12 protein-coding genes are annotated in these 24,151 nt (G+C 43.1%); all 12 read right to left on the bottom strand.

The window, feature by feature from the left end; genetic code table 11:
• Window positions 1–11: 11 nt before the first annotated feature.
• Window positions 12–2,774 carry a SusC/RagA family TonB-linked outer membrane protein gene (locus BMW86_RS16205; protein ID WP_089782770.1) on the bottom strand — a complete coding sequence of 921 codons (2,763 nt, stop codon included), beginning with the start codon at window positions 2,772–2,774 and terminating at the stop codon, window positions 12–14.
• A complete protein-coding gene (locus BMW86_RS16200) occupies window positions 2,747–3,655 on the bottom strand; it encodes a glycoside hydrolase family 43 protein (RefSeq protein ID WP_089782769.1) in 909 nt (302 codons plus the stop codon). The genes BMW86_RS16205 and BMW86_RS16200 overlap by 28 nt, the downstream gene beginning before the upstream one ends.
• Window positions 3,656–3,658: 3 nt before the next feature.
• A complete protein-coding gene (locus BMW86_RS16195) occupies window positions 3,659–4,999 on the bottom strand; it encodes a glycoside hydrolase family 140 protein (protein WP_089783698.1) in 1,341 nt (446 codons plus the stop codon).
• Window positions 5,000–5,013: 14 nt separating this feature from the next.
• Window positions 5,014–8,043, bottom strand: a complete 3,030-nt coding sequence (locus BMW86_RS16190) for a DUF6298 domain-containing protein (RefSeq protein ID WP_089782768.1) — start codon at window positions 8,041–8,043, stop codon at window positions 5,014–5,016.
• Window positions 8,033–10,141, bottom strand: coding sequence for a DUF3826 domain-containing protein (locus BMW86_RS16185; protein WP_089782767.1), 2,109 nt, complete (start codon window positions 10,139–10,141; stop codon window positions 8,033–8,035). The genes BMW86_RS16190 and BMW86_RS16185 overlap by 11 nt, the downstream gene beginning before the upstream one ends.
• Before the next feature lie 11 nt (window positions 10,142–10,152).
• The gene (locus tag BMW86_RS16180; RefSeq protein ID WP_089782766.1) at window positions 10,153–11,907 is read right to left on the bottom strand and encodes a RagB/SusD family nutrient uptake outer membrane protein; all 1,755 of its coding nucleotides are present in this window, start codon (window positions 11,905–11,907) and stop codon (window positions 10,153–10,155) included.
• Window positions 11,908–11,917: 10 nt separating this feature from the next.
• Entirely contained in the window at window positions 11,918–15,085 is a 3,168-nt protein-coding gene (locus tag BMW86_RS16175) for a SusC/RagA family TonB-linked outer membrane protein (protein ID WP_089782765.1), read from the bottom strand.
• Window positions 15,086–15,468: 383 nt separating this feature from the next.
• Complete coding sequence (locus BMW86_RS16170) at window positions 15,469–17,337, bottom strand: family 20 glycosylhydrolase (protein ID WP_089782764.1); 1,869 nt, start codon at window positions 17,335–17,337, stop codon at window positions 15,469–15,471.
• Between the two features lie 94 nt (window positions 17,338–17,431).
• On the bottom strand, window positions 17,432–19,405 hold the full coding sequence (locus BMW86_RS16165; RefSeq protein ID WP_089782763.1) for a KUP/HAK/KT family potassium transporter: 1,974 nt from the start codon (window positions 19,403–19,405) through the stop codon (window positions 17,432–17,434).
• Window positions 19,406–19,762: 357 nt separating this feature from the next.
• The gene (locus BMW86_RS16160; RefSeq protein ID WP_089782762.1) at window positions 19,763–20,734 is read right to left on the bottom strand and encodes a terpene synthase family protein; all 972 of its coding nucleotides are present in this window, start codon (window positions 20,732–20,734) and stop codon (window positions 19,763–19,765) included.
• A 126-nt stretch (window positions 20,735–20,860) separates the two neighbouring features.
• Window positions 20,861–22,588, bottom strand: coding sequence for a hybrid sensor histidine kinase/response regulator (locus tag BMW86_RS16155; RefSeq protein ID WP_089782761.1), 1,728 nt, complete (start codon window positions 22,586–22,588; stop codon window positions 20,861–20,863).
• 111 nt (window positions 22,589–22,699) lie between these two features.
• A complete protein-coding gene (locus tag BMW86_RS16150) occupies window positions 22,700–24,130 on the bottom strand; it encodes an arabinose isomerase (protein WP_089782760.1) in 1,431 nt (476 codons plus the stop codon).
• Window positions 24,131–24,151 lie beyond the last annotated feature (21 nt).

The raw sequence follows: 24,151 nt of genomic DNA, 5'->3' as shown, positions 1-24,151 counted from the left end.
AACATACCGGTTTAAAAATCCACGTTTACACCAAATACAAACTGACGGCTCAGCGGAGTAGATTCCGCTCCACCTCTTTCAGGATCATAATACTTTACCAGGTGATTACGGGCTTTAGTGAAGATATTAGACCCAGTAGCATATAACCGTAAACGTTGTATCGTTAAACGTTCTGCCAATCTTGCCGGTAAGGTATACCCAAGTGTAATGTTCTTAATCTTAAAATAAGATCCATCTATAAAATTAAGCGCCTCATAACCGGCATATTTAGTGATACCAGCTCCTTTTAAAGGACGGGGAAAATCGTTGGTAGGATTTTCAGGTGTCCAGTAATTGATCATGGCAGGCCCACCTCCTTCTCCGGAAGGATTATATCTCCCTAAGAACTGTGCATTCAACATTTGTCCCCAGCGGGCAAAGATGAAGATGCCAAGGTCTAAAGCCCGATAGCTGAAATTGTTTTGAAACCCGGCTGTCCAGCGGGGAACGGCAGCACCCAGGTACATCCTGTCACCATCTCCGGTAATTTTAAAATCCCCGTTTTTGTCCTGTAGTTTTATATCTCCGGGTTTAAACGGTGTACCACCGAAGGTGTACTGTGCAGCAGTAGCAGCTTCTGAGGTTTGCCAGATACCCTGTTTTTTGTAAGTATAAAAGGATTTCACAGGATGATTTAATAATAAAGAGTTCGTTTCAGGAGCACTGGCAGCAATAACATCCTTTCCATCAATCAGTGAAGTAATCTTTTCACGGTTGCTGGTGAATGTAAGCGTTGATGTCCATTTGAAATCATTCTGCTGAACATTCACCGTGTTTAATGCGATCTCAATCCCTCTGTTATTGGTAGCTCCTATATTCTGGTATACTTTCACAACACCGGAGGATTGTGGTAATGTTCTTATCTGTAAGAGATCTGTTGTTTTTGTATTGTATACATCAATGGTAGCGCTTAGTCTGCCCTTAAAGAAATCAAGATCCAATCCTGCATTGGTAGTAGCAGACAACTCCCATCCCAGGTCCTTGTTACCAACGAGCTCATTGAAGACATACCCCGGTGCTGCCACATTTCCGAATGACATATTGGGATAAGCAGATACCCCTGTTTGTGTTCCATATTCATCGATCCCGGAATTACCGGCTATACCGTAACTGGCCCTTAGCTTCACAGCATCTGTGATACGCCATCCTGCAGCTACTGACGGGAAACCAGCGTACTTATGTCCGGCAGCTAATCTCGAAGCTCCGTCTATACGTTCCGAGAGGGTTAATAAATATTTTCCCTTGTAGTTATAGTTCACCCTTGCAGCATAAGACATAGATTTTGAACCTATGTACGAAGATGTTATTACCCTGCTGGTTACATCTGTTGCTCCCAGGTTATAGAACAACTGGGATGCCAGTGCCTGGTTATATCCACCTGCATATGAATCATCATAATCTTTGTGCGTATAACTTGTTAGCAGCATAACAGTGAATGAATGATCCTGTAGCTGCCGGGTGTAAGTCATGATATTATCCCAGTTGTAAAACCTGTTATTCTTGTTGGTGATATTGGATAAAGAGGTACGCACATCTTTTTGTTGCAGAGAGGTACCATCATAATACACTCCCTCCCGTTGAAAAGTAAGTGTAGCTCCCAGGTTAGAACGGAATGTCCATCCTTCTGCCAGTTTTATTTCCGCATATCCATTGAGTGTAGTGATGTTAGCGATGAGCTGATCTTTGGCAATATAGTCTCCGCGATCATCCGTTAACGGGCTGATAGTGGTAGTATTACCTGCTACAGGATATAGATTGATATTACCATTGGCATCATAAGGAACACCTAATGGTGTAGTGGCAAGTGCTACGGGAAAAACATCTTTCCGTTTATTGTATCTGTAATAATTCAGCTGACTCTGGATACCTGCTTTGATCCTGTTATTGATTTTCTGATCAATGCTTAATCTTACGGTATATCTTGTCATGTCATTATTCTTCAGTACACCTTCTTCTTTGAAATACCCTCCGGAGAAGTAAGCCTTTGTTTTTTCTGTTCCACCACTTACTGATATACTGTGTTGCTGTTCTATACCATTGTTGGTGAGCAGGTCAACCCAGTTTACCCATTGTCCTTTCTGAATAGCATCATATTCTCCTGCATTGGCAAATATGGTGGCATCATCAGGCATAGGATCTCCGGGGTTTAAGGATGCCCGGTAAGCTTCTCTTCTCAGCTTCAGATAATCTTCTCCTAGTCTTGGTTTTGGATATTGTGTAAATCCATTGATACCATAGTAGCCGTTATAGGAGACTTTCGTTTTGCCTTCTGTTCCTTTCTTAGTGGTAACGATTACTACTCCATTAGCCCCCTGAGAGCCATAGATAGCAGTAGCGGAAGCATCTTTCAGGATTTCTATGGAAGCGATATCACCAGGGTTCAAATCGCTGGGATTACTACCCTGCATACCGTCTATAATGTACAGCGGTGTGTTGCTGCCACTAATTGACCTTGTTCCGCGGATCAGTATATCTGCACCGTCACCAGGGCTACCGGATTTTCGTGTGATATCCACACCTGGCACTCTTCCCTGCAATGCTTCCAGCGGGTTATGCGTGGGTGTTTGCATGATGACATCAGGTTTAACGGAATAAACAGCGCCTGTGAGGTCTCTCTTTTTCACTACGCCATAACCGATTACAACGGTTTCATTGAGGGCGCGGACCTTCATTGTATCCTGTGCATAGGCAGTGAAACAGGATAGGGTTAGGAGGATGGTTGTTCTTTTAACCATAGCATTAGTTTATGTAGGTTTTTACCGGATGTTTTAAAAATGGTTCCATGTTTATGTCCGGACGGGATAACTATTTCCTGTGTTGTGAACTGTTTAAAATCTTTTGTTTTTAATGCGTTGTATTTTTTCTCTCCATAGTTATCGTAATAAATGATCCATTCATTACCGATTTTTACCGTTGCCGGACCTTCTGTAAGATGCCCTGTGATAGCTACGGAGCAGTTCGTGTAAGGGCCTGTGGGTTTGGTGGCAAAAGCTATTTTCAAATCTCTTTCCGGTCTTGTATTATCTTTTAATACAAGGGCGTATTTATCTTTCTCCATTTTTACGATGACGGCGTCTATTATGCTGAAACCGGGATCGTAGAATAGTTTTTCTTTAGAGAAGGTTATAAAGTCTTTTGTGGTGGTATAATACATCCGGTGATTGTTATCTTCTGCTTCTATTCCTTTTGGGAATCGCTGTGGGATAGTAGATGCCCAGATGATGATATATTGTTGTTCTTCTTCATCATAAAAGATTTCCGGCGCCCATATGTTTACGGTGGTCGGTTCATCTTCCATGATGTTGATCGTTTTTTGTTTTGACCAGTGGATGAGGTCTTTTGATTCGGCATAGCCGAATCCTGTGTTACCTTTCCAGCTGTTTGTCCATACTAAATGGTAGCTGTTGTCCGGGCCTTTTACGATGGATGGATCTCTGAGGATACTGTTTTCTGGTTTCAGTATTACTCCTTTGAGATCTGTCCATTTGATACCGTCGTAGCTGTATAACAGGTGAAGCCCGTCTGTGGCGGGCTCTCTGAAGGAAGAGAACATGTATACTTCCTTTGCCGGCCGGCAGGAGAATAATAAGAGGATGTACAGTAAATGTTTTTTCATACATCAGATCTTATCTATTATTAGTACCCAGTCATTTCCTTCCTGTATATCACCAGGAGGATCGAATACCATCACACCTCTGTTAGGATATATACCTATCTCTTTTGTACTTCCGTCTTTTGGACTATACCAACTGGCTCTTACATTTTTCCCTTTTGTGTGGCCCATGTTTACAGAGATATTCCGACCGTTATATGTATAGATAAAAGCATAGTCTTTCCCTCTTGTAGCAATTAACCGCTGGTATTTATCTCCTGTTTCACCTGCTATGATTGACTGATCAGGAACTCTGTCAAAATAAGCATGTGAGAGCATGAGTTTTTTAAGATACCCCATCTGTACAGCGCCGGTTGCATTGATAGCATCTGTCCAGTATTCCTTTACACCATATGCACCGCCATCCTGAGGGCGATGGAACTGCATCACAGCATTATGCCCGTAAGTATGGCCGAAAGCGCCTGCAAACACGGCCCAGTAGGCGTATCTGCGCACATCATCGGCTGTCCAGCGGGTAGTGCGGGGATCATGTAAGCCATGTGGCATAGCTTCATAAGATGGTTCTCCGTCTATAACAGGTTTTGCCGGTGTACGCTGATAATCTGCTGTTACATATTTCCAGTTGTCTTCTCCGTACGCTTTGCCTGTAGTATCCTGGGAATAACTCTGATGGCCTGACTGGAACATGTTAAAGTCCAACCAGGATTCATTATGGAACCACTCTGAGGATTGCTGGCGGCCACGGGGATGGAAGGTAATCAGATGATGAGGGTCTTGCTCACGCAGGGTATTACCGATTACGTTCCATGTATTTGTTGAATCGTTCCCTTTAGTATCTCCGCCGTTTAACCAGATGATGTTAGGTTTATCTGCATATCTTTTGGCGAGGAAAGTACTGAATGTCCTGGCTTCTGATATACTTACCAATCCATCTTTCACATTGTTTCCCCATATAGGTACTAATGCCATGTATAAGCCCTTTGCAGCAGCTTTATCTATTACAGAATCTACATGGTCCCAATATCCTGAGAGTTTAGGGTGTGCCACGTTTTTGTTGATTAAAGCGCTGTCTCCATGGGCGTTTGTTGCTGCCAGAGAAGGTAATATCATTACCTGTATTACGTTAAATCCTTTTTGCTGACGATCAGAGAAGTATAGATCGGTTTGTTCGTTATTGAGTTTTGTAAACAACAACCAGCCGGTATCTCCAAGCCAGAAGAAAGGTTCACCGTCTTTTGTTTGCAGGTATCTGTGGTTTTTAGAAACGCGTAATTCAGGCAGTTTATGCTGACTGTAAGTATTTATTGAGAAAAATAACAGGAGGATAGTGAGTATTCTGTTCAGCATATAGATCTTGTTTATTACATCCGGGTTAGCCATAGTACTACCGTATCTTCTACGGGGCTTTTCAACGTCTTTATGTTTTTTTCTGTTTTTAATACATGGCCGTCTTTGGGATCTATCCAGCAGGCTTTGTAAGATCCTTTCAGATCTAAGTGGATGGCAGATGTGCTGTATACGATGTATTCGTTATTGCTATTGCTTAATGTTAACTGGCCGTCTGTATTATCTGCCGGTTGCATAGAGGCTGCTGCTGATAAAAATCCATCTGCCTGAATAACAGGGATATTGGCCAGTGAACCACCTGCCATAAATACTGCCCAGCCAAAGGCATCATATCCATCTGCGGAATACAGTACTGCCTTGCCAGGGTATTTACTGCGATACTCTCTTACAGCCCGGTAAACCTGCTCCGCACTGGTTTTCTTTGGCTTTAACAACCTTGCATGCTGGCGAGGGGCCAGATTCTGTCCACCCTGTGGTGCGTAGGCAGTTCCATTCTGCTGGTAATACCAGTAGCGGATATCGATCAGGTCTATAGCAGACAAACGCGTTTTATCTTCCAAAATAGCATCCTGCACATCTTTGGTAGTACTTAGTCCGATGATAGCCGGCTTGCCGGTTTCTCTTTTCCAGGCAGCTATTTCGTCTGTCCAGAATTGCACGAAGTGCAATGGCCCGGTGAACTCCGCGCCTAATAACTGAATGACACTGCTGGTACCATCGAAGTTGTTCAGGCACTGACGGATGTAAGCCTTGTGCAGATTACGCCTTACTGCGTTTGTAGTATCATAGAACTGCTCTGCCATAAAAATGCGTTTACCACCTGCGTAGGGAGGTGGTTCAGGGAAGCCTGTTGCATTGATATTATTAGCTGGCCGCCAGGGGAAATCTGCATAATGCGCTCCGGCTTCTATGATGTTGTGCTGGAAATATTGCTGGTGGATGAGGATCAGTCCTTTCTTATCCGCCAGTGTGGCGAATGCTTTTAAACGATCCCAGTACCAGCGGTTATATTTTGTAAGATCGTATTTGCTGAGCCCATCCCAGGCAGTTCCTTTGCCACTACGTGCAAAAGGGAGTTCATAAAATGGAGGCCATACATCTCCGTCTATGCGCATCACACGTTCATGATCATCGCGACGGCGATCATACCATAAGCCGTAGTTATGTTCTATAGCAGCGATATGCTTGCGTACCATCTGGTTAGTGACAGTATCCAGGTTATCTGTGAGACCTGTGCCGGTGCGCCCTGGTACAAAACGGGTGATGTGCGGCCCAGCGCCTTTAAGGTCGTAAGGTTTAGGGCTGCCTCTCCACCAGGAAACGTCTCTGCGTTCACCGGTGATGACTGCGCCATTACGAACTAACCAGCCGTTGGAAATCTGCAGGGGATTTGTCTGCTTATTAACAGCAGGCTCCTTGTATGCGATAGTAATAGCGCCTGTTCCATCAACAGGAATGGGATTCCTTTTCCCTGCCTGTAGAATCCAGTCGTGTAAAGTCAATGCAGGTTGCTCTGATTGTTTAATCAGTGCAGCCGTTTGCTCTACGGTAGGGCTACTGGATGCTTCTGATGTTACCGGTAATAACTGCGCTCTTGTCTGATCTCCTGTGCGGTCAAATAACTGAGCGTAGTAGAGACTGCGGGGCTGGACGTATTCATTGGAACTCTCCCAGTACCCGTCTCCTGCAAATTGCGCCCAGGAGCCAAAGGCCCAGTTATTAGCTCCTGGCGGACGGTAACAATCTATCCTTGCCGCAGCGCATTGCCATAACATGCTGTTAGCAGCACTCCATCCTGCTCCCTGGCCATCCTGTCCGCGGTTAGGGAATCCTAATGCCTGCCCATCTACCTGTACGATATCCATTAACAAACCGGAAGCCCAGCTGTCAATAGCTCCGCTATAACTGAAGGGGAGGTAAGATTCACATTGTACAAAGGCATTAGGGCCAGCAACACAAAAGCCGGTAGCAAAATCATGATAGCCGTATTCAGCGTAGTTGCGCTGGAAGAGTGTTTGTTGTCCGGAAGTAAAGAAAGTATTTCTCCTTTGCCCACCAATCTCAGAAATAGGCGCCAGAGAAATACAATCTTCAACTGTTATTCGCCGGGCAGTTTCCAATACAGCTACTGCTGATCCGGCGAAATGTTCAAAGCTTACCTGTCTTACCCAGGCATCTGTTGTATTTTCAATAGTGATGGCCATCCAGCGATGGTCTTCATCTTTTATGTTACCCGTATGAAATACAGAGCTGCAACGTAAATTCTCTACTCCTGACTGAGAGATACAACCCGGCCACTGATATACCTGTATATATCCGCCACCATAAGTAGTATCCAGTGCTGTTGTGAGAGGCGCATCTAATGTTATTGTATCTCCGGCGATAGCCGTAATCTTTCTATCCCAGTGAATCTCTCTTTCTCCAGGCTTCCAGCCTAAGGAAGTAATCCCTCCACCGAAATGTTCTGTACCTAATAATTCTATCCAGCCTTTTGTACAGGGGCGTGTAATGCGGATATTATCTCCTGTATGCATTTGTGTCGCTACCCTGATCTTGCGGGCATTTACAGGTACATAGGGATCAATGATCTTTATTGCCGGAGAGAATGTCCTATTATCCTGTCCTTCAATAGTGATCAGTGTTTCTCTACTTGTACCCGTTGCCAGCAACAAAGTATTATTACCTCTGAGTACTACTCCCGAAGCATTAATATGCAAAGAACCGGATACTTCGTATGTACCAGGATCCAGCAATACTGCACCCCGGGAAGGCAACCCCGCTACATAATCCAATGCAGCCTGTATCCGCGCCGTAGCATCCCCTTTAACAAGAGGGACCCGTACACGTACCGGTACATCAGGAATAGGTTTATCCCCACCCATATATCCGCAATAAGAGAAATCGGGTATCCGGTTAGCTAGTGAATCAGGCGTATATATTAAATGACTATCCTGCCCCACCATTACAGGCAGGGCAGGCTTCTTTTGTGCATCAACACTAGCAGATAAGCAGGCAAATAATATAAAAAGTAAGTTATTTTTCATTCTGTCGTTTCTTCCAGTCGGCTTCCGCCTTTTTCATATCTATACCATTAGCAGATAAATAATTATTTATCCTGCCTTTGTATTTACCAAACCAGGCATGCTTCTTCTCAGAAGTACCTGCATCCATCGCATATTCCCTTGCTTCTACCAGCCATGCCATAATCTGCTGTTGCTGCTGAGGTGTCAGCTGAGGCAGCATTTCCAGGTAAGCATGATAAGTAGTAGGTAAGATGCCGTAAGTCATTCCGTCTTTTACTTTCGTTACCTGCTCTGTAGTTAATACAGATGATAATTTAGAAAGATAACGTACATGCAACTGATGCAAAGCTGCCGTATCCTTCTCCGTATTATTGATATCAATATATTGCTGCGCAATAATATCTCTTACAGTAGCAGACTGACCCGCATTTTTAATATCTAATGCAGCAACTATTTTATCTGCACGTTCAGTTACCACAACGGTATAACTTTTCTTCTCAGGTTTAATATCATTCAGAAAATTTTCAATATTGGTATATCCATCTCCGTTACCTATCTTATTTGCATCAGAAGCATCTTTAGGATTTAAGTTATGACGGGTTTCCCAATCATCCGGCATACCATCTCCATCAGTATCTTTATATGGTTTGCCTTTATATTCCGGGTAACCACCAACCTGACTGATATCATAAATAATCCCTTGTTTATAAGAATCTTCTCCTAAACGGCGGGTGATATATTCATGTCCGATCTTAGAAGATGTATTATCCTTATAAAGAATTTTACCTGTTCTCACCTGTTCTACCACACGCGTATCCACCGGATCTCTTACCGGTAAAGTAGCGCCTGCATTATCCAATACATACTGATACGCATCTTTAGCAGACATAATAGTGAAATGAGGCATTGGCATTGGCTTATCTGCACGCATATCCTCTTTATACTGACCAGCATCCGGCAAGTCTTCTACCTGTATACCACCATCCCAGTTATCTTTAGTCACCTTGTCATTTCCTTCCATAATATTTCCACTGGCATACACCCTTCCAAACTGCTGATATTTCAATTTACTACGGCCAGATTCCGGTTTCAGTAAACGATGCCCTACAGGATCATCCACAGGTGTAACAGGACCAGGTTTGAAATAATTATTGATGATATTGAACTGAGAACGGTAATCACCACCATCCACTGTACGGTGCTTCCAGTTAAACACTACATTATTCACAAAATTGAATACACTGAACCATCCTACAGAAGGATTACGACCAGCATTACAAGCCCAGAGGTTACGGATAAAAGAACAGTTCTCACCACCCATCGTACTACCAAAAGCATGGTTGTAAGTATCCAGCGCTTCTGAAGAAATACAGTTCTGTACAGTGATATTTACAGTAGGTAATTTCTCTTCAGGATAACCTTCTCCGGGGTTATACATATGCCTGTAGAGAGAGATGTTTTCATCCAGTCCCCAGCTGGCGGAGCAATGGTCTATAATCAGGTTACCGATAGGATTTCCACCCAGCGCATCATCTCTGCGACCAACATTGGTTTCTCCCCTGCGGAAGCGTAAATAGCGGATAACAACGTCGTGTGTGTCTATCCAGAAACTCTCACCGGCAATACAGATACCACTACCGGGAGCAGTCTGCCCTGCGATAGTTACATATGGCGCCCGCAACATGACAGGCGTTTTCAGATGGATGATACCAGCTACGTTAAAGACGATGGTACGTGCACCACCAGCTTCGCAAGCCTCTCTTAACGTACCCGGACCGCTATCCTCCAGACTGGTAATCACATATATTTTACCACCACGGCCACCGAAGGTGTAAGCACCGCCGCCTTCTGCTCCCGGGAAAGCCAGGATATCTGCCTGTGGAAGGTCCGTAGGACGGGCAGCAAAGGGAATGTAAGGTTTGCCATTCTTTGCTTCTTTCTGAACAATAGGTAATGCTTTCTGCCATGCCTCATCAGCATGTTTTTTAGCGCTGTCAAGGAGTTTATCACTTACTTCCTGTACATCTTTAGGAATCTTTGGATATTGAGCCTGTGCCTGCTGCATGATAAAAAGAGCAGCTAATAAAAAAGGTATTTTCATCTTGATTAAATTACGCATGATTCTATATATTACTCAATCGGATTAAACGTACCGCTACCCCATCCTGCTGTTTGTTCCAATGCAGGGTTTCTGAGAATATTTGATGTTGGGATAGCATAGAAATAATAATTAGATAAAAAGTTGATCGAATTCTGTGTATCAAGTACATCTACAAACGGACTGAAATAAGTGATATAATCCGGGCCATTAATATCTATACGATCCCTCAGCATCACCCCCTCTCCGTCTACTTTCTCCAGGTCTTTTACAGTAAAAGGCGCTTTGAGAGCTATTTTAAGCACATGTCTTTTCGTTCCGTTCAACTGATCAAATAACTTATTACGACGCAGATCATCGTATCTCTTGCCTTCGAAGGCCAGCTCTACCCTGCGCTCTGATAAAATAGCATTCCACATCTCTGTTTGTGTCATAGCTGCCTTTAATCCATATAACCCTGCTACCCCGGCATCAATACCTGCTCTTTTACGGATAGCGATCAGCATATCATATGCTTCCTGTGTACGCCCCGTAGCATTTGCACATTCCGCAAGGTTCAGCATCACTTCCGCTAAACGTAATTCAATCCAGTCGGTTTTGCCCAGTTTGGAATTATCTTTTATAGTCGCTGTATTGATCAGTTTACGACAGTAGAAACCTGTTACACAGGGTTTGTTTTTATCATCAGTAACACCCGCATAATTCCATTGCTTACGATTGGTTTTATTACTCAGCGGCCAGGTACAGCCGTTATAAGCAATAGTTGCATCAAAGCGGGGATCACGGTTTTTCCAGTAATACACAGAGTCGTAACCGGAAGTAGCATCTGTTATAGGTAACCCGTTTTTCATAGGAAAGGTCCTCACCAGTTCCAGCGTAGGCTGGTAAGCCCCACCGCCACCATTAGACTCAGAATAAGGCCGGGCAACATCTTCAAATGTACTGGCTTTTGTAGCTCCGTCAAATGATCTTAACATGATCACTTCCTTATTACCACTACCCTCATCCAGCCATACATTGGCGAAATTGGAAAATAACGCATACCCATCTATCAGCAGTGTATCATATGCCGCCCTGTTGGCTTTATAAGCCCTTTCCCAACGCGCAGCATCATTGCCGGGGTTAAACTGCGGACTGGCCCAATACAACAGCATACGGCCCTTTATACCCAATGCAGCGCCTCTTGTAATACGTCCACGGTCGGTACTGCCCCAGGAAGCCGGTAAAGAAGTAGCCATGTCAAAATCGCGGGCGATAGAGTCTATACAGTCAGAGGTTTTATTACGCTTTACCTGCAGGTTTTCTGTTACCCAGTCCTGCGGATGATTGAGGTATGGTACTCCTCCATATAATTTCACCAGCTGGAAATAAACCCATCCTCTTAAGAAATAAGCCTGCGCTTTAATTTTCGTTTTAACATCCAAAGGCAATGTGCCCTGGTCTATCTGTGTAAGCAGGATATTAATTTTACGGATGTATGCCCAGGCATTACTGGCTGCATTTCCCCCGAAGAAATCTGTTATATTATCTGCAGATAATTGTCCGTACCAGATCTTCGCTTCTCCTCCGTTATAATCATCAGCCAGATCGTGAATACCGGTAGGTAAGGTAGCTGAACTGCTCATATTAGGCCATGTAGGCATGGATACATCGTAGAGTCTGTTCAGGAAGAGTGTAGCAGTAGACTCCGTATCCCAGGTACGTTCATCTATCCCTGTAAGGTCCGTTTTATCAAGGATCTTGGAACAGGATGTGAGGCAAAATATAAATATCAATAACTTTTTCATGAGATCTTTTTTACAGGCTCAGATTTAAACCGAACGTATACGTGCGGAGAGCAGGATAATCTACTGCCAGGTTGGTAGCAGGATCTTTGTAAGGCTGATTATTAATGATTGACCATAAATTTGTGCCGGTAACAAATACCCGCAGATCCGGAATCTTCCATCTTGCAGATAATGCCTGAGGCAATCCATATGATAACATCATATTATTCACACGCATGGTTGTTCCGCTACGGATCCAGAAATCTGATACTTCCTTGATCAATGGAGAGTTGATAAGCGGATACTTTGCATTCGGGTTCTCCGTTGACCATGAATCTTTCCAGATAGCTAATGAGCGCTGGTTCTCTGTAGCAGGTGTTCTGGCAGTTTTATCATATGCTTCATATCCACCTACCTGTAAACCGATGTTAGCACTCAGCTTCAGCGTTTTCCAGGAAGCACCCAGAATAAACCCTACACCAAATAAACTTCCACCTCTTGATGCAATACGTGTTTTATCATTTTCATCGATCTTACCGTCTTTATTGATATCAGCATAGTTCATGTAACCAGGAACCAATGGCTGCCCGTCAATAGTCCAGCCCGGGTTCTTTGCCATGAAAGCATCTACTTCCTGCTGTGTGCGTAATATGCCGGTAGATTTATACCCTTCCAGTCCGTTATCCGTTCTGCGGCCAATAGGATTTTTCCAGGCAGTATCCCCAGCTCCGTAATATTTGCGGATGACTTTGTTATCACTGATAGAGAAGTTGATACCCGTTGTGAATTTCAGATCGTTTGTAATGGAACCGTTATAGTTTAACATGGCTTCCAGGCCCCATGATTTCAACCTTCCATAATTCTGATCTGAGATACCACCGCCGAAAGTAGTAGGAACAGTGCTGGTTGGCTGCATCAGCATATCATAATTATAACGATGGTAGAGATCGATAGCAAAGTTGAAACGACGGTTGAACATTGTTCCATCAAAACCAAGGTTTTTATACAATGCTCTTTCCCAGGTGATACTGGGGTTAGGAATATCATTATTATTTAAGCCACTGGTGAGCGTACTGCCAAACAGCATCCCCGTAGTTTGTGTGTATCTCTCTTTATACTGATAATTCCTTACCGCATCATTACCTGTTAACCCTACCTGGAAACGGATTTTAAAGTCATTTATAGCCCTTACATGTTCCTTAAAGAAAGGCTCTTCGGATAACTTCCAGCCTACAGCTACAGAAGGGAAATATCCCCACTGGGATGTTTTAGGAAAGTTCGGGGAAGCATCTGCACGGAAAGTTGCCTCTAATAAGAACTTATCCTTGAATGCGTAATTCAGACGACCGAGGTAACTCATCCTGCCACCTTCTCCTGAAGAACCAGAGTTATCGTATAATGTTTTATCCTGACTAAAAGCAAACAACTGATCGATACCAGGTATTACTACAGTTTCTCTTCTCGTATCAAAATTATCTGTCTGACTTTCACTCTGTTCTGCTACTAATATCAGGTTCACCGCATGTTTCCCGAAAGTACGGTCATAACTTACGGACTCATTCAACTGGTAACTGGAAGTACCTCCATACGATTCCGTCATTAAATTACCATTCTTGATAAGCGTACTTGGATTGGTAGTCGTCAGCTGATTAGTGAAAATCACATTCTGAGAGGTGTTGTGCGTACCTTCCCTTACAAAGTTGTACAGGGAATAAGGCAGGTAATATTCCTTGCCGAAGTTAGTACGTGCATTACGCCCATATTGTACACGGAAAGTTAATCCCTTGACAGCCGGCAGCTTATAATCCAGGCTGGCATTAATCGTTTGCCCCTGTGATTTCAGCTTGCTGTAACTACCTGTTTTAATCAGTTCCTGCGGATGCCAGCCTGGTACAGAAGAATATACCGGTCTGCCATTTATATACATAGGCACCCATCCCGGTGTAAGCAGCAACGCACTTACCGTAGCGCTCATCTGATCCGACTGCTCAGTTAAACCAGACTGCACCGTTTTAGGAGCCGGTCTGTTTGTAAGGGCATTATCTGTAGAAAAGGAAATACTGGTAGTAAGGTTATCAATGATCTTAGCATTAATCCCCATTCTCAAACCATATTTTGTTACATATAAATCACCCACATTACCATTCTCTTTATAATAATTTCCGCCGGCAAAAAAGGTGATCCTGTCTGTACCGCCACTCACACTGATAGTATGCCTGGTAAGGTGAGAGCTTTTCCACACATCATCTATCCAGTTGTTATTATGTGTTTTGAGATATGCCAGTTCATCGGGTGTGTAATATTTATTAGCATCCGCATCTTTCAGACTGGTATACTTATTATTCAGCTGAATAGCCTGATCATATCCTGATAACATTTCCGGGATATAAGTAGCCGAAGAAATACCATAAGAACCGGCATAACTGATACGCGGTTTCCCTGGTTTTCCCATTTTCGTTTTCACGAGGATAACACCGTTGGCACCTCTTGCACCATAGATAGATGCAGCAGCATCTTTAAGAAAAGTAACACTCTCTATCAGTGTAGCATCGAGGTTATCGAAGTCCTGCTTAGTCAGCTGGAAGCCATCTATCACAAACAGCGGATCTGTGGTAGAACCGGTAGAGGCCCAGGTAACAGGGTTCCTGATAGTGAGTGAGGTAGTAGCTCCTGGTTTACCGGATGTTTGTGAAATAGATACGCCCGGTACTTTATTCTGCAGGGCAGTACCGAGGTTAGCTACCGGCAGGTCTTCAATTTCAGCGGCATTGACAGCCGTTACAGCACCCAGTACATTTGCTCTTTTCTGCGAGCCATAACCGATGATCACTGTTTCATTGAGCGACTTCACATCTTTCTCCAGGTATACATCTATTGATGTACGTCCATTCACAGGGATCTGCTGGGAGATGTATCCCATCTGGGAGAAAATAACGGTAGAGTTCTCATGTACTTTCAGGGAGTAAGAACCATCCACTAAAGTGGTGGTGCCTTTGTTACCTACTTTTACTCTTGCAGTAACGCCGGGCATACCGGTACGTTCATCACCCGAAAATACTTTTCCTTTGAGTATAATTTCTTTTGCCGGTACCAGGGAGTCTGTGGCAGCCATTGGTTTTTGATAAGCGAGCTGTTGTTGACCTGTAGCGGTCATATTCCATAACAACAATCCCCACAGAGGGAATAAAATTTTAATCATTACCTGAATGATTTAAAGCATGTAAAATGAAGAATACATTACATGCAGATGTGTGCATGTTAGTAATTGGGTTGCAACGATTTTTTATTTGGATTTCACAAAGCGGGTAGGGAAATCATCAGCTACAACGTGGTGGAATTCATACTTTTTCATACGTGAATTTTTTTCATAAAAAGAACGCGGTCATTACATGCCAAGCTACTGCAGAAGGCCTTTTAACGGTGGAATTATCTATTACTAACAGTGTCCCCTTGACACTAATTTTTTTCAAGCTACAGAATAATTTAATTATGGAAATAATTATTTACGCAATCGTTGCCGGAAAATAAATGGGGTAACAATAAAAAAGCCCGTTTCGAAAGAAACGGGCTTTTTATATAGAATTAGTCTTCTTTTATTCGCTTCTCCAGCTCTTCTTTTGAAACAGTAAACTGGTCTCCTATTTTCTGACCGTTCCTGTAGGTAACGACATTCAGCTTGTCTGCACCGGGAGGGAACGTTAACGCCTCTCCGCTGTAGTGCGGATAAAAAGTATCGGGGTTAGTATTGTCAAAAGTATAATAGATATCGAGTCCTTTTATTTCAGTAGATAACTTTACAGATAATACACCATTACTGATAGCAGGTTTTACAATAGCATTATACGCACTTCTTGCATACTTAACATGTGCAGTATCAAAACGTGGGAACTGAAATTCCATTCTGCTGATAAAATCATCCCAGTTGCGTTTGCTTTTAGGACTCCAGTAAACTTCAGAGAGCGCCAGTGCACGCGGCCATGTCATATATTGAATATGGCGGTAATTAGCTACGGACTCTGTCCAGAGGTTCCCCTGTCCACCCAGGATGTATTTCTCATCTACGCTATCTGGTACGGGATCGTAGTTGTAGGAATCGCTTAAACGGCACATACCGTAGGTAGGTGGTTCAGCAGATGATTCTCCCTGGTAGAGATCCAGGTAGCAGAATGCCCAGGGGCTCATTACTACGTGGTGATTCATTTTAGCTGCCTGTATGCCGCCCTGCATACCCCGCCAGCTCATGACAGTTGCTTCAGGTGCCAGTCCGCCTTCCAGGATTTCATCCCAGCCGATCAGCTTTTTGCCTTTGCTCTGTAACATCTTTTCCACACGTTTTACGAAATAGCTTTGCAGTTCGTCTACATTGGTCAGGTGTTCCTTCTTCATCCGCGCGATACATTTAGGATCTTTCTCCCAGAAACCTTTGTAGGCTTCATCACCACCGATGTGAATATATTTGCAGGGGAATAACGCCGCCATCTCTGTGAATACTTTATCAAGTACCAGGAAAACGGAGTCATTACCTATACAGAGTGCATTGTCATCTTTTTTATAGAAATCACTACCTGGATTTACACTGTACTGTTTCTGTGTACAGGATAAGTTAGGATATGCTGCAATCATAGCCAGGCTATGTGCCGGTACATCTATTTCCGGCAGGATAGTGATATAACGCTGCTGGGCATAAGCGATGATCTCACGGACATCATCCTGGGTATAGAAACCACCATCCGGAGTTGGTTCTCCTGGTTTAGGTGCCTCAAACTTACCCCATCTTCCGGTACGTGCCACGCGCCATGCACCTACTTTGGTCAGCTCCGGTAAACTTTTGATCTCAATACGCCAGCCATTGTCATCACTCAGGTGCCAGTGGAAAACGTTGTACTTATACTTAGACATTTCATCGATGTAACGTTTCACTTCCTCTTTGGTAAAGAAGTGACGGCTAACATCGAGCATCAGTCCGCGCCATCCAAAACGGGGATAATCTGCGATCTCTGCGCAGGGCAATGTCCAGTTGCGGTTGATCTGCGAAGCGCTTTCAATGTCCGCTGGTAACAGTTGTAATAAAGACTGCAAACCGTAAAAGATACCGGCAGGAGTCGCTGCTGATAAAGAGATGCCGGTTGGTGTCACAGATAATGTGTACCCTTCCTGGTTGGTTTCGCTTTTCTTTAATTCAATACGGATAGCTTTTCCGCTGCTTTCCTTTTGCTGCTTCAGGTAAAATCCGGTGGATACGGAAATCCTGTCCAGAAACCATTTGATAGTTCCCTGCAATTGCTGATCGGTTGAATTCACAACCAGTGATACGTTGTTGTCCAGCGTGAATTCTCCCGGCTGTTCTCTGATGCTTACCGGCTCTGGTATAATATGGACCCGATCCTGGGCTTTTACCTGCGAAATGAGACCTGTACATAGTGCGAGGTAAAGTAATACGACATTCTTCATGACCTAAGTGTGTGGATGTTAGCTAGTAATATACAAAAAACAAGGGTGTATCAAAAGTATGATACACCCCTCTCAATAGTTTTTATTTTAACGGTTACTTCTTTTTATAAAAGGACTGTTTAAGATGAACACCGGCTTTAGGTGCTACTACCAATGGGATCTTTTCTACCAGGGTTTGACTGATATCCAGCCCAAATGCCTTACTATCTGACGTTGCCAGTTTATTGATCGCAAAATAACTGTTGAGAATAAATCCTTCTCTGACAGAGAATTCATTATCATATGATAACGTGTTTTCAAAGATCACAAACTTGTAGTTGTTCAGTTCTTCAAATGCCATAGCAGGGAAACGCTTCAGGATATCCAGTTCTTCATTCTGTAACATGTCTTTTATTACATTACGGAACATTAATCCAATACGGGGCTGCACACGGAAGCCCAGCATAAAGTCTACACGAATCACATTTTCACTCATTTCCTCCACTCCATATTCCATTGTAAATGGTTCATCCGTACGTTCAATATGTATCAGCCAGTAAATATCCGCCCGTTTGGAACAATGCTGATAAATAGAGGTGAGTACCCGTTTCTCAATCTGGTGGGTATTATCAGCTTTCGTCAGGTAAATAAGATGTGAGGTGACTTTTGGTAAAGTCTCATTATGACTAAGCACTGCCAGTTCTCCTAAATGTTTATCTAAATTGATAAAGCTCAGGAAGCGATTAGTGATTTTACGGGCATTAAACCAGATATACATGGTAGAGATAAGGCCAATTTCAAACACCAGGAAGAACAATCTTTTTACAATCTTCACTGCATTGGCTACAAAAAAAGAAGATTCCACCGCTATGAACAATAACATGATGATCGATACAATCCATAAAGGGTAATGCTTTACATAGCGCAGGAAATAGAACATCAGTATGGTGGTCATCAGCATGGCAATGGTAATGGAAAAGCCATATGCTGCTGTCATTGATTCACTGGTACGGAAGTATAATACCACCAGGAAACAGCCTGCACAAAGAATCCAGTTGATACTGGGTATATAGATTTGTCCACGGATATTAGTAGGGAACTTCACTGTCACCTTTGGCCAGAAATTCAGACTGATTGCCTCACTGATAAGCGTGAAAGATCCGCTGATCAATGCCTGACTGGCAATAATTGAAGCACAGGTAGCAATGAGAATAGAAGGCAACAGGAACCAATGTGGTACTATTGCGAAAAAAGGATTTGCACCGCCCAGGGAACTCTTATTTTGTAAGAGCGTCCAGGCGCCTTGTCCAAGATAATTAAGGATCAGGGTAGCTTTCACAAAGATCCAGCTCACCTGGATATTCTTTTTACCGCAATGACCAAGATCCGAATACAGGGCTTCTGCTCCGGTCGTACACAGGAATACCGCTCCCAGTAACCAGAATCCCTTGGGATGCTCTGTAAGCAATGCCAGGCCGTATTTAGGATTGAGGGCATTGAAAATATGCGGATAATGAATAATCTGGCTTATACCCAGTACTCCCAGCATCAGGAACCATAAGAACATGATTGGACCAAATGCAGCGCCTACTACCTTGGTACCAAAACGCTGGAAAATAAAGAGGAGCAGGATAATCACCAGTACTATTTCTACCACCAGGCTGTTTCCCGGTACTATCAGGTTCTCCATACCTTTCACCATACTCAGTCCTTCTATCGCAGAGGTCACTGTAATCGGAGGAGTAATAATACCGTCGGCCAGCAGGGTACCTGCACCTATAATAGCGGGGAATACCAGTTTAGGACCAAATCTCCTTACCAGCGCATAGAGTGAAAAGACGCCACCCTCACCTTTATTATCGGCATTCAGGGTGATAATCACATATTTAAATGTTGTTTGCAGTGTGAGCGTCCAGAAAATACAGGAGATAGCGCCAAAAACCAGGTGTTCATCAATAAAGCCTCCATCATTCATAATAGTCTGGAAGGTATATAGAGGAGAAGTACCTATATCACCATATATAATTCCCAGTGCAATCAATAATCCGGCGGTAGTAACCCGTTTGAAATGATGATGATGTGAGTCCATGTTGTAGTTGTAAGTATAGAATATGAGGCGCGCTCTACTGCAAAATTACAACATGATAACTTCCCTTTTCCCGTTTTAAGCACATTTTAAGCTAAAGAGGCTGTATCTGGTACAGCCTCTTTAAGGTATTGTTTCAGTTTGAATGTTATGACAGCGTAGATTGCCAGATGTAATTGCTCATAAATACACTGCATCTGACTGTTTAGTTCTCTGATTTAGTTTTGGAATATAGGTTCAGGATTTGTTTTTCAATTTAACTTCACCTAATGTTCACGTCAGATAAGGTGTATTTATAAGCAATAACATCGGCACGAAGATTACGTAATCAAACGGAGACACTACCCTCTTTAAGGGTGTTTATGCCTGTCCTACCAGACCCGCAGTATTATACCTGGACGTATCCTGTAAACTCCAGTCGATGTTCCCTCTTACGATCATTGCCAAGCAAAAAGCATATTTATATACTTCTTCATCCATCTCATCACTAAATGAAGGCAGCGAATGAAAGATTCTTTCGAACTGGATCATCTCCTGGTTATGCAGTCTTACTGTTTCGTTGATAGCGTTTTCAATGTTCAGCTTTTTCTCCTCCCGCATTACCAGTACCAGGTTATGTGTATCTCCATGTTCTATCTCTTTCGCGAGTGAATAGAGATCATTTGCCCAGCAGCCTAAATGACCGCAAAGCATTGTTAAAGCAGAGATTTTTTTATGGTTGATGATGTTGGCAGGAAGATGTACCTGTTCTGTGAGTTCTATCAGGGTAGCCGCAATATGTGCTCCGCCAATCAGCGGACGGCTTTCGATATAATCCGCTACAGAAGGGATACGTGAAGCATTTACATTTTTGTTTTGCCAGTCAACGGCACTGAATAATTTTAGCATGTCCTGCACAAATGTCTGCTGATATTCCGGGGAAGTGCAGTCTTTCATACGCTTCCATACATCGGTCAGCGCCGCCAGAATATTACCACCGGATTGTAAGGTATAAGTCCGGTCGTTCTTTAATATTTCAAGACAGGAATACAGGAGCTTTTTAAGATTATCCGGGTTCTGCGCCTCTTCATCTTTATTATCAAAAACATCATCCAATAAAAATAATAAGACAAGCAGGTCATTGGCTAAACAGAGCCTTGAATATTCTGCTGTAGGATAAAACCGGGAAGTCATATAAGCGAATCTTGATTCCGTGTACCCCCTGATATCATCTCTGATCCCGAACTTTTCCACCCATTGGGAAGTATGAGATTCCACTGCGGAGGCATAGGGACTGATCTGAGAATTAAAAGGACAATACAAGGCAGGAATGCTGATAGAAGAATAATACATGACAAGTGATTTTGAAGGTTAAAAAAGATCATTATCACTTGAAATATAGAAAAAATGCCATCCAAATAAATGCAGTGGGGTTATAACATGGAAGGGTTATTATATATAAATATTTCGTCTAATTTATTAACTTAATGTAAGATGATTAAACTTGATGATTTCATTATATAACTGGCTGAATGAAGATATAGGTTTCACAATATAACCATTTGCTCCCAGCAACTTGATCTCAGTAATTGTTTCTTCATAGGCATCGCTGGAGCAGATAATCACGGGTACTTCGGATAGTGAGGCATGGGATTTTATCTTGTGCAACATCTCTTTTCCACTAAGACCAGGCATGTTTAAGTCGAGCAGAATAACGTTCGGTGGCTTCTCCTCAGATAACCATAATCCTTTATCCAATGTATCGGCTATCATCACTTCATCTACCATTTTAAACAACATTCTTTCTGCTATCATCCGGCACATCGGATCATCATCTATTACCAGTACATTCATCGGTAATAGTTTATTAATATCTTTCTCCGGAGGTGTAATAATTCTTGCGGAAGCACCTTTTTCCATTGGAATGGAAAGTGTGAAAGTACTGCCTGTACCTGGCTTACTTTTCACGGTAATACTACCACCCAGGATGTCTGCAAAATATTTTGAAATGGTAAGTCCCAGGCCGGTAGCTTCTGTGTTCTGATGTGCCTGTGAAACATATGGGTTAAAAATATTTTCGATATTGGCCTCTTCAATTCCATCTCCTTCATCAGTTATATCCACAATCAATCTCATACCTGGTCCCGCATATGCATATATTTTTACGATGGTATTATCACGCGTGAATTTGATGGCATTTGTGAGCAGGTTAATGATAATCCTGTGTAGTTTGGCAGCATCTGTGACAATATACTCCGGAACATCATCAGAAATCCTGCACTCAATTTTAACAGATCTACTATCGCCCAGTGTCTGGTATGCAGAAGCACGTTTCTCAAACCATTCTCTTATTTCTACAGGAGATCTGGTGATCTCATCATATAATCCTGATTCCATTTTCCGCAGGCTCAGCACATCATTCATCACCAGTTTAGCATCCTGCAAAGCAAAATACATATTTGACAGATGCTTGTATTGCACCATTACTTCTCCCTGGTTATTATTCTCCGGATTAAAACATTCATTCAGAATACTTTCTATAACGTTGATGGATCCCCGGAGGTCATGACTTGTTTTAGTAATGAAGTCGCTCTTGGAATCATTCTTTTTCTCTACCCTGCTGATCCATTCGAGAAAATCAGTACTATAGAAATTCATGACTAATACATTGAGGATGATCACTGCAAAAAAGATCATTGCAGAGATAATCCTGGACTGACTCGCAGAATAAGCCACATGGTCTACGATACCATAGTAATAATTAATTTCCAGGGATGCGGTGATGAGGAGTAAAGCTGTGATACCAAAAATATGATAGAGCCTCCTGGAGAATATCAGAAAGCTGAGACTTACCAGGAATATGGAGATACCTTCAATACATGCAGCCGGGCCAATCAGCAGCCCGAAAAAGAACATCCCGCAACTATGTGTATAGAATACGAGTAAGCCGGCAGAATTGAACTTGTGTCTCTTATTCAGGATAACTACCATCGACAATATCACCACCTCTATCCATGGATATACCCACATTTCCCATTTGTGTGTAACCACATACAGGATGGGCCCCATGATAAATGCAAGCAGTAATGGTATGATAGCCATTACATTAACGATAATTACTACTGTCCGCTTCCCGCTTTCCTCCAATACATCTGTACCTGCTCTGAACAGGTCAATTATAGCATTCTTATTTTGAGGTTTTTTCATGGTGTAACGCTTCGCTAGATGGAGTATCCCCCCTTCGCTAAGTTAATGAAAATAAAACGCTGCTCTGATAAAAATCAGGCAGCGTTGATTATGCTATGGATGGATTAAATTTTAACAGACCTGTACCACTTCAATTTCCAGTAAGGCACCCAGCTTTTTCAGCTTAGCGGCAATATGACTTACCCCTACGGCACAATGATGTGCAGGGCCGTGGCTGTTCCATTCTTCTACGAACTTCCTGGCGCCTATGGAAAATTTATAACGGCTATTGGTATTGCCGATCTCAAGAATGGGTCCGCTTATACTTTCCCCCTCTGCAAACAGCAGCATTAGCCTGCCATCCTGTTTTTCTACCACTGATAAAAGTGTAACAGGGCCATGTTGTACACTCATCTCTACCGACAGTCCATTGCCAACTTTGCCGTGATAAACTTCCAGCGGACGCACTTTCGTTTTACTGGCAGCAATAGCAATGTGCCCCGGGCCATCATGCCCCATCAATACCACATCATCATTATAATCCATGGCGTAATACTCTGTGAATGAACCACCTACCCCAAAGCTATCCATGATCTTCATCGCCTGTGCGTTCTTTACTTCGTATTCTCCTGCAACCGGAATATTACGGGCAGTGAGCAGGGAATTACCCAGTATCACTGAACTCATAGCGTCTTCATTAGCCAGGTTGCCGGTACCTTTATGGTAATAAGCCAGGGAGCCCAGGTCATGCTTCTCCACCAACTGATCAAGTGCCAGGGATGTGCGGGCGGCCCTTCTCAATTCAAAAATGGAGCAGTCTTCCTGTACATCAAATACTTCGTGGAAGTACTCGACCCTTGTATCAATGGCTATATCTGAGATAGTCTGGCAGATAGCGGACAGCTCATCTACTTCTATAATCTCCATATGACCACCGAAAGTGGCACAATGCAGGGTAAGGTTGGAATAGATATCCAGCATACCGCCATAGTAGTTCCCCATGAGTCCCAGTCGGTTATGATACATGATATGCGCTACCTTCGCAGCCGCTACCCATTCACGGATCTCTTTCCAGGCGATATCATCATTGTGCAGCATGCCGGTAACCTGGTAAAAAGGGATACCGGAACGTTTAAACACACTGGCTATTTCAGGGACCGGACAGGCGGCACAGTAAGCCAGCCATTCTCCGGTCATTTTAGTACGGTCATTTAATTTGTTGAACCAGGCGTAGTTGATGGCAGGTTCTGGTGTAAGGTTGAGAATGATTACCGGCACTTTTGCTCTTTTCACAACCGGAAGTACTGTTGAGGATAGTGCATAGGTGGTAACGTATAAAAAGATAATATCTACATCTTCCTGCCGGAAACGATGTCCTGCTTCCAGTGCTTTTTCGGGGGTATCTATAAGACCGAGATTTACGACTCCGGGAGAGAGCGCTTCCAGTTTATCAGCCACTTCTCCGAGATATCCTTTTAACCGGGATTCCAGTCCTTCAAATTGTGACCAATATGCCTCTAATCCAATACCGAACAATCCTATTCTCAGGGGGAAATTTTTCATGTGGAATCTAGTACTTAAGTA

Source organism: Chitinophaga sp. YR573 (assembly GCF_900110995.1).
Taxonomy (GTDB): Bacteria; Bacteroidota; Bacteroidia; order Chitinophagales; family Chitinophagaceae; genus Chitinophaga.
The sequence above is the reverse complement of the archived record's forward strand: the minus strand, read 5'-3'. Positions and strand labels throughout refer to the sequence as shown.

Coding starts and splice junctions, on each gene's coding strand:
- BMW86_RS16180 (WP_089782766.1), bottom strand. CDS start 11,907: ATGAAAAAGTTATTGATATTTATATTTTGCCTCACATCCTGTTCCAAG.
- BMW86_RS16155 (WP_089782761.1), bottom strand. CDS start 22,588: ATGAAAAAACCTCAAAATAAGAATGCTATAATTGACCTGTTCAGAGCA.
- BMW86_RS16190 (WP_089782768.1), bottom strand. CDS start 8,043: ATGAAAAATAACTTACTTTTTATATTATTTGCCTGCTTATCTGCTAGT.
- BMW86_RS16165 (WP_089782763.1), bottom strand. CDS start 19,405: ATGGACTCACATCATCATCATTTCAAACGGGTTACTACCGCCGGATTA.
- BMW86_RS16185 (WP_089782767.1), bottom strand. CDS start 10,141: ATGCGTAATTTAATCAAGATGAAAATACCTTTTTTATTAGCTGCTCTT.
- BMW86_RS16195 (WP_089783698.1), bottom strand. CDS start 4,999: ATGCTGAACAGAATACTCACTATCCTCCTGTTATTTTTCTCAATAAAT.
- BMW86_RS16200 (WP_089782769.1), bottom strand. CDS start 3,655: ATGAAAAAACATTTACTGTACATCCTCTTATTATTCTCCTGCCGGCCG.
- BMW86_RS16170 (WP_089782764.1), bottom strand. CDS start 17,337: ATGAAGAATGTCGTATTACTTTACCTCGCACTATGTACAGGTCTCATT.
- BMW86_RS16150 (WP_089782760.1), bottom strand. CDS start 24,130: ATGAAAAATTTCCCCCTGAGAATAGGATTGTTCGGTATTGGATTAGAG.
- BMW86_RS16205 (WP_089782770.1), bottom strand. CDS start 2,774: ATGGTTAAAAGAACAACCATCCTCCTAACCCTATCCTGTTTCACTGCC.
- BMW86_RS16160 (WP_089782762.1), bottom strand. CDS start 20,734: ATGTATTATTCTTCTATCAGCATTCCTGCCTTGTATTGTCCTTTTAAT.
- BMW86_RS16175 (WP_089782765.1), bottom strand. CDS start 15,085: ATGATTAAAATTTTATTCCCTCTGTGGGGATTGTTGTTATGGAATATG.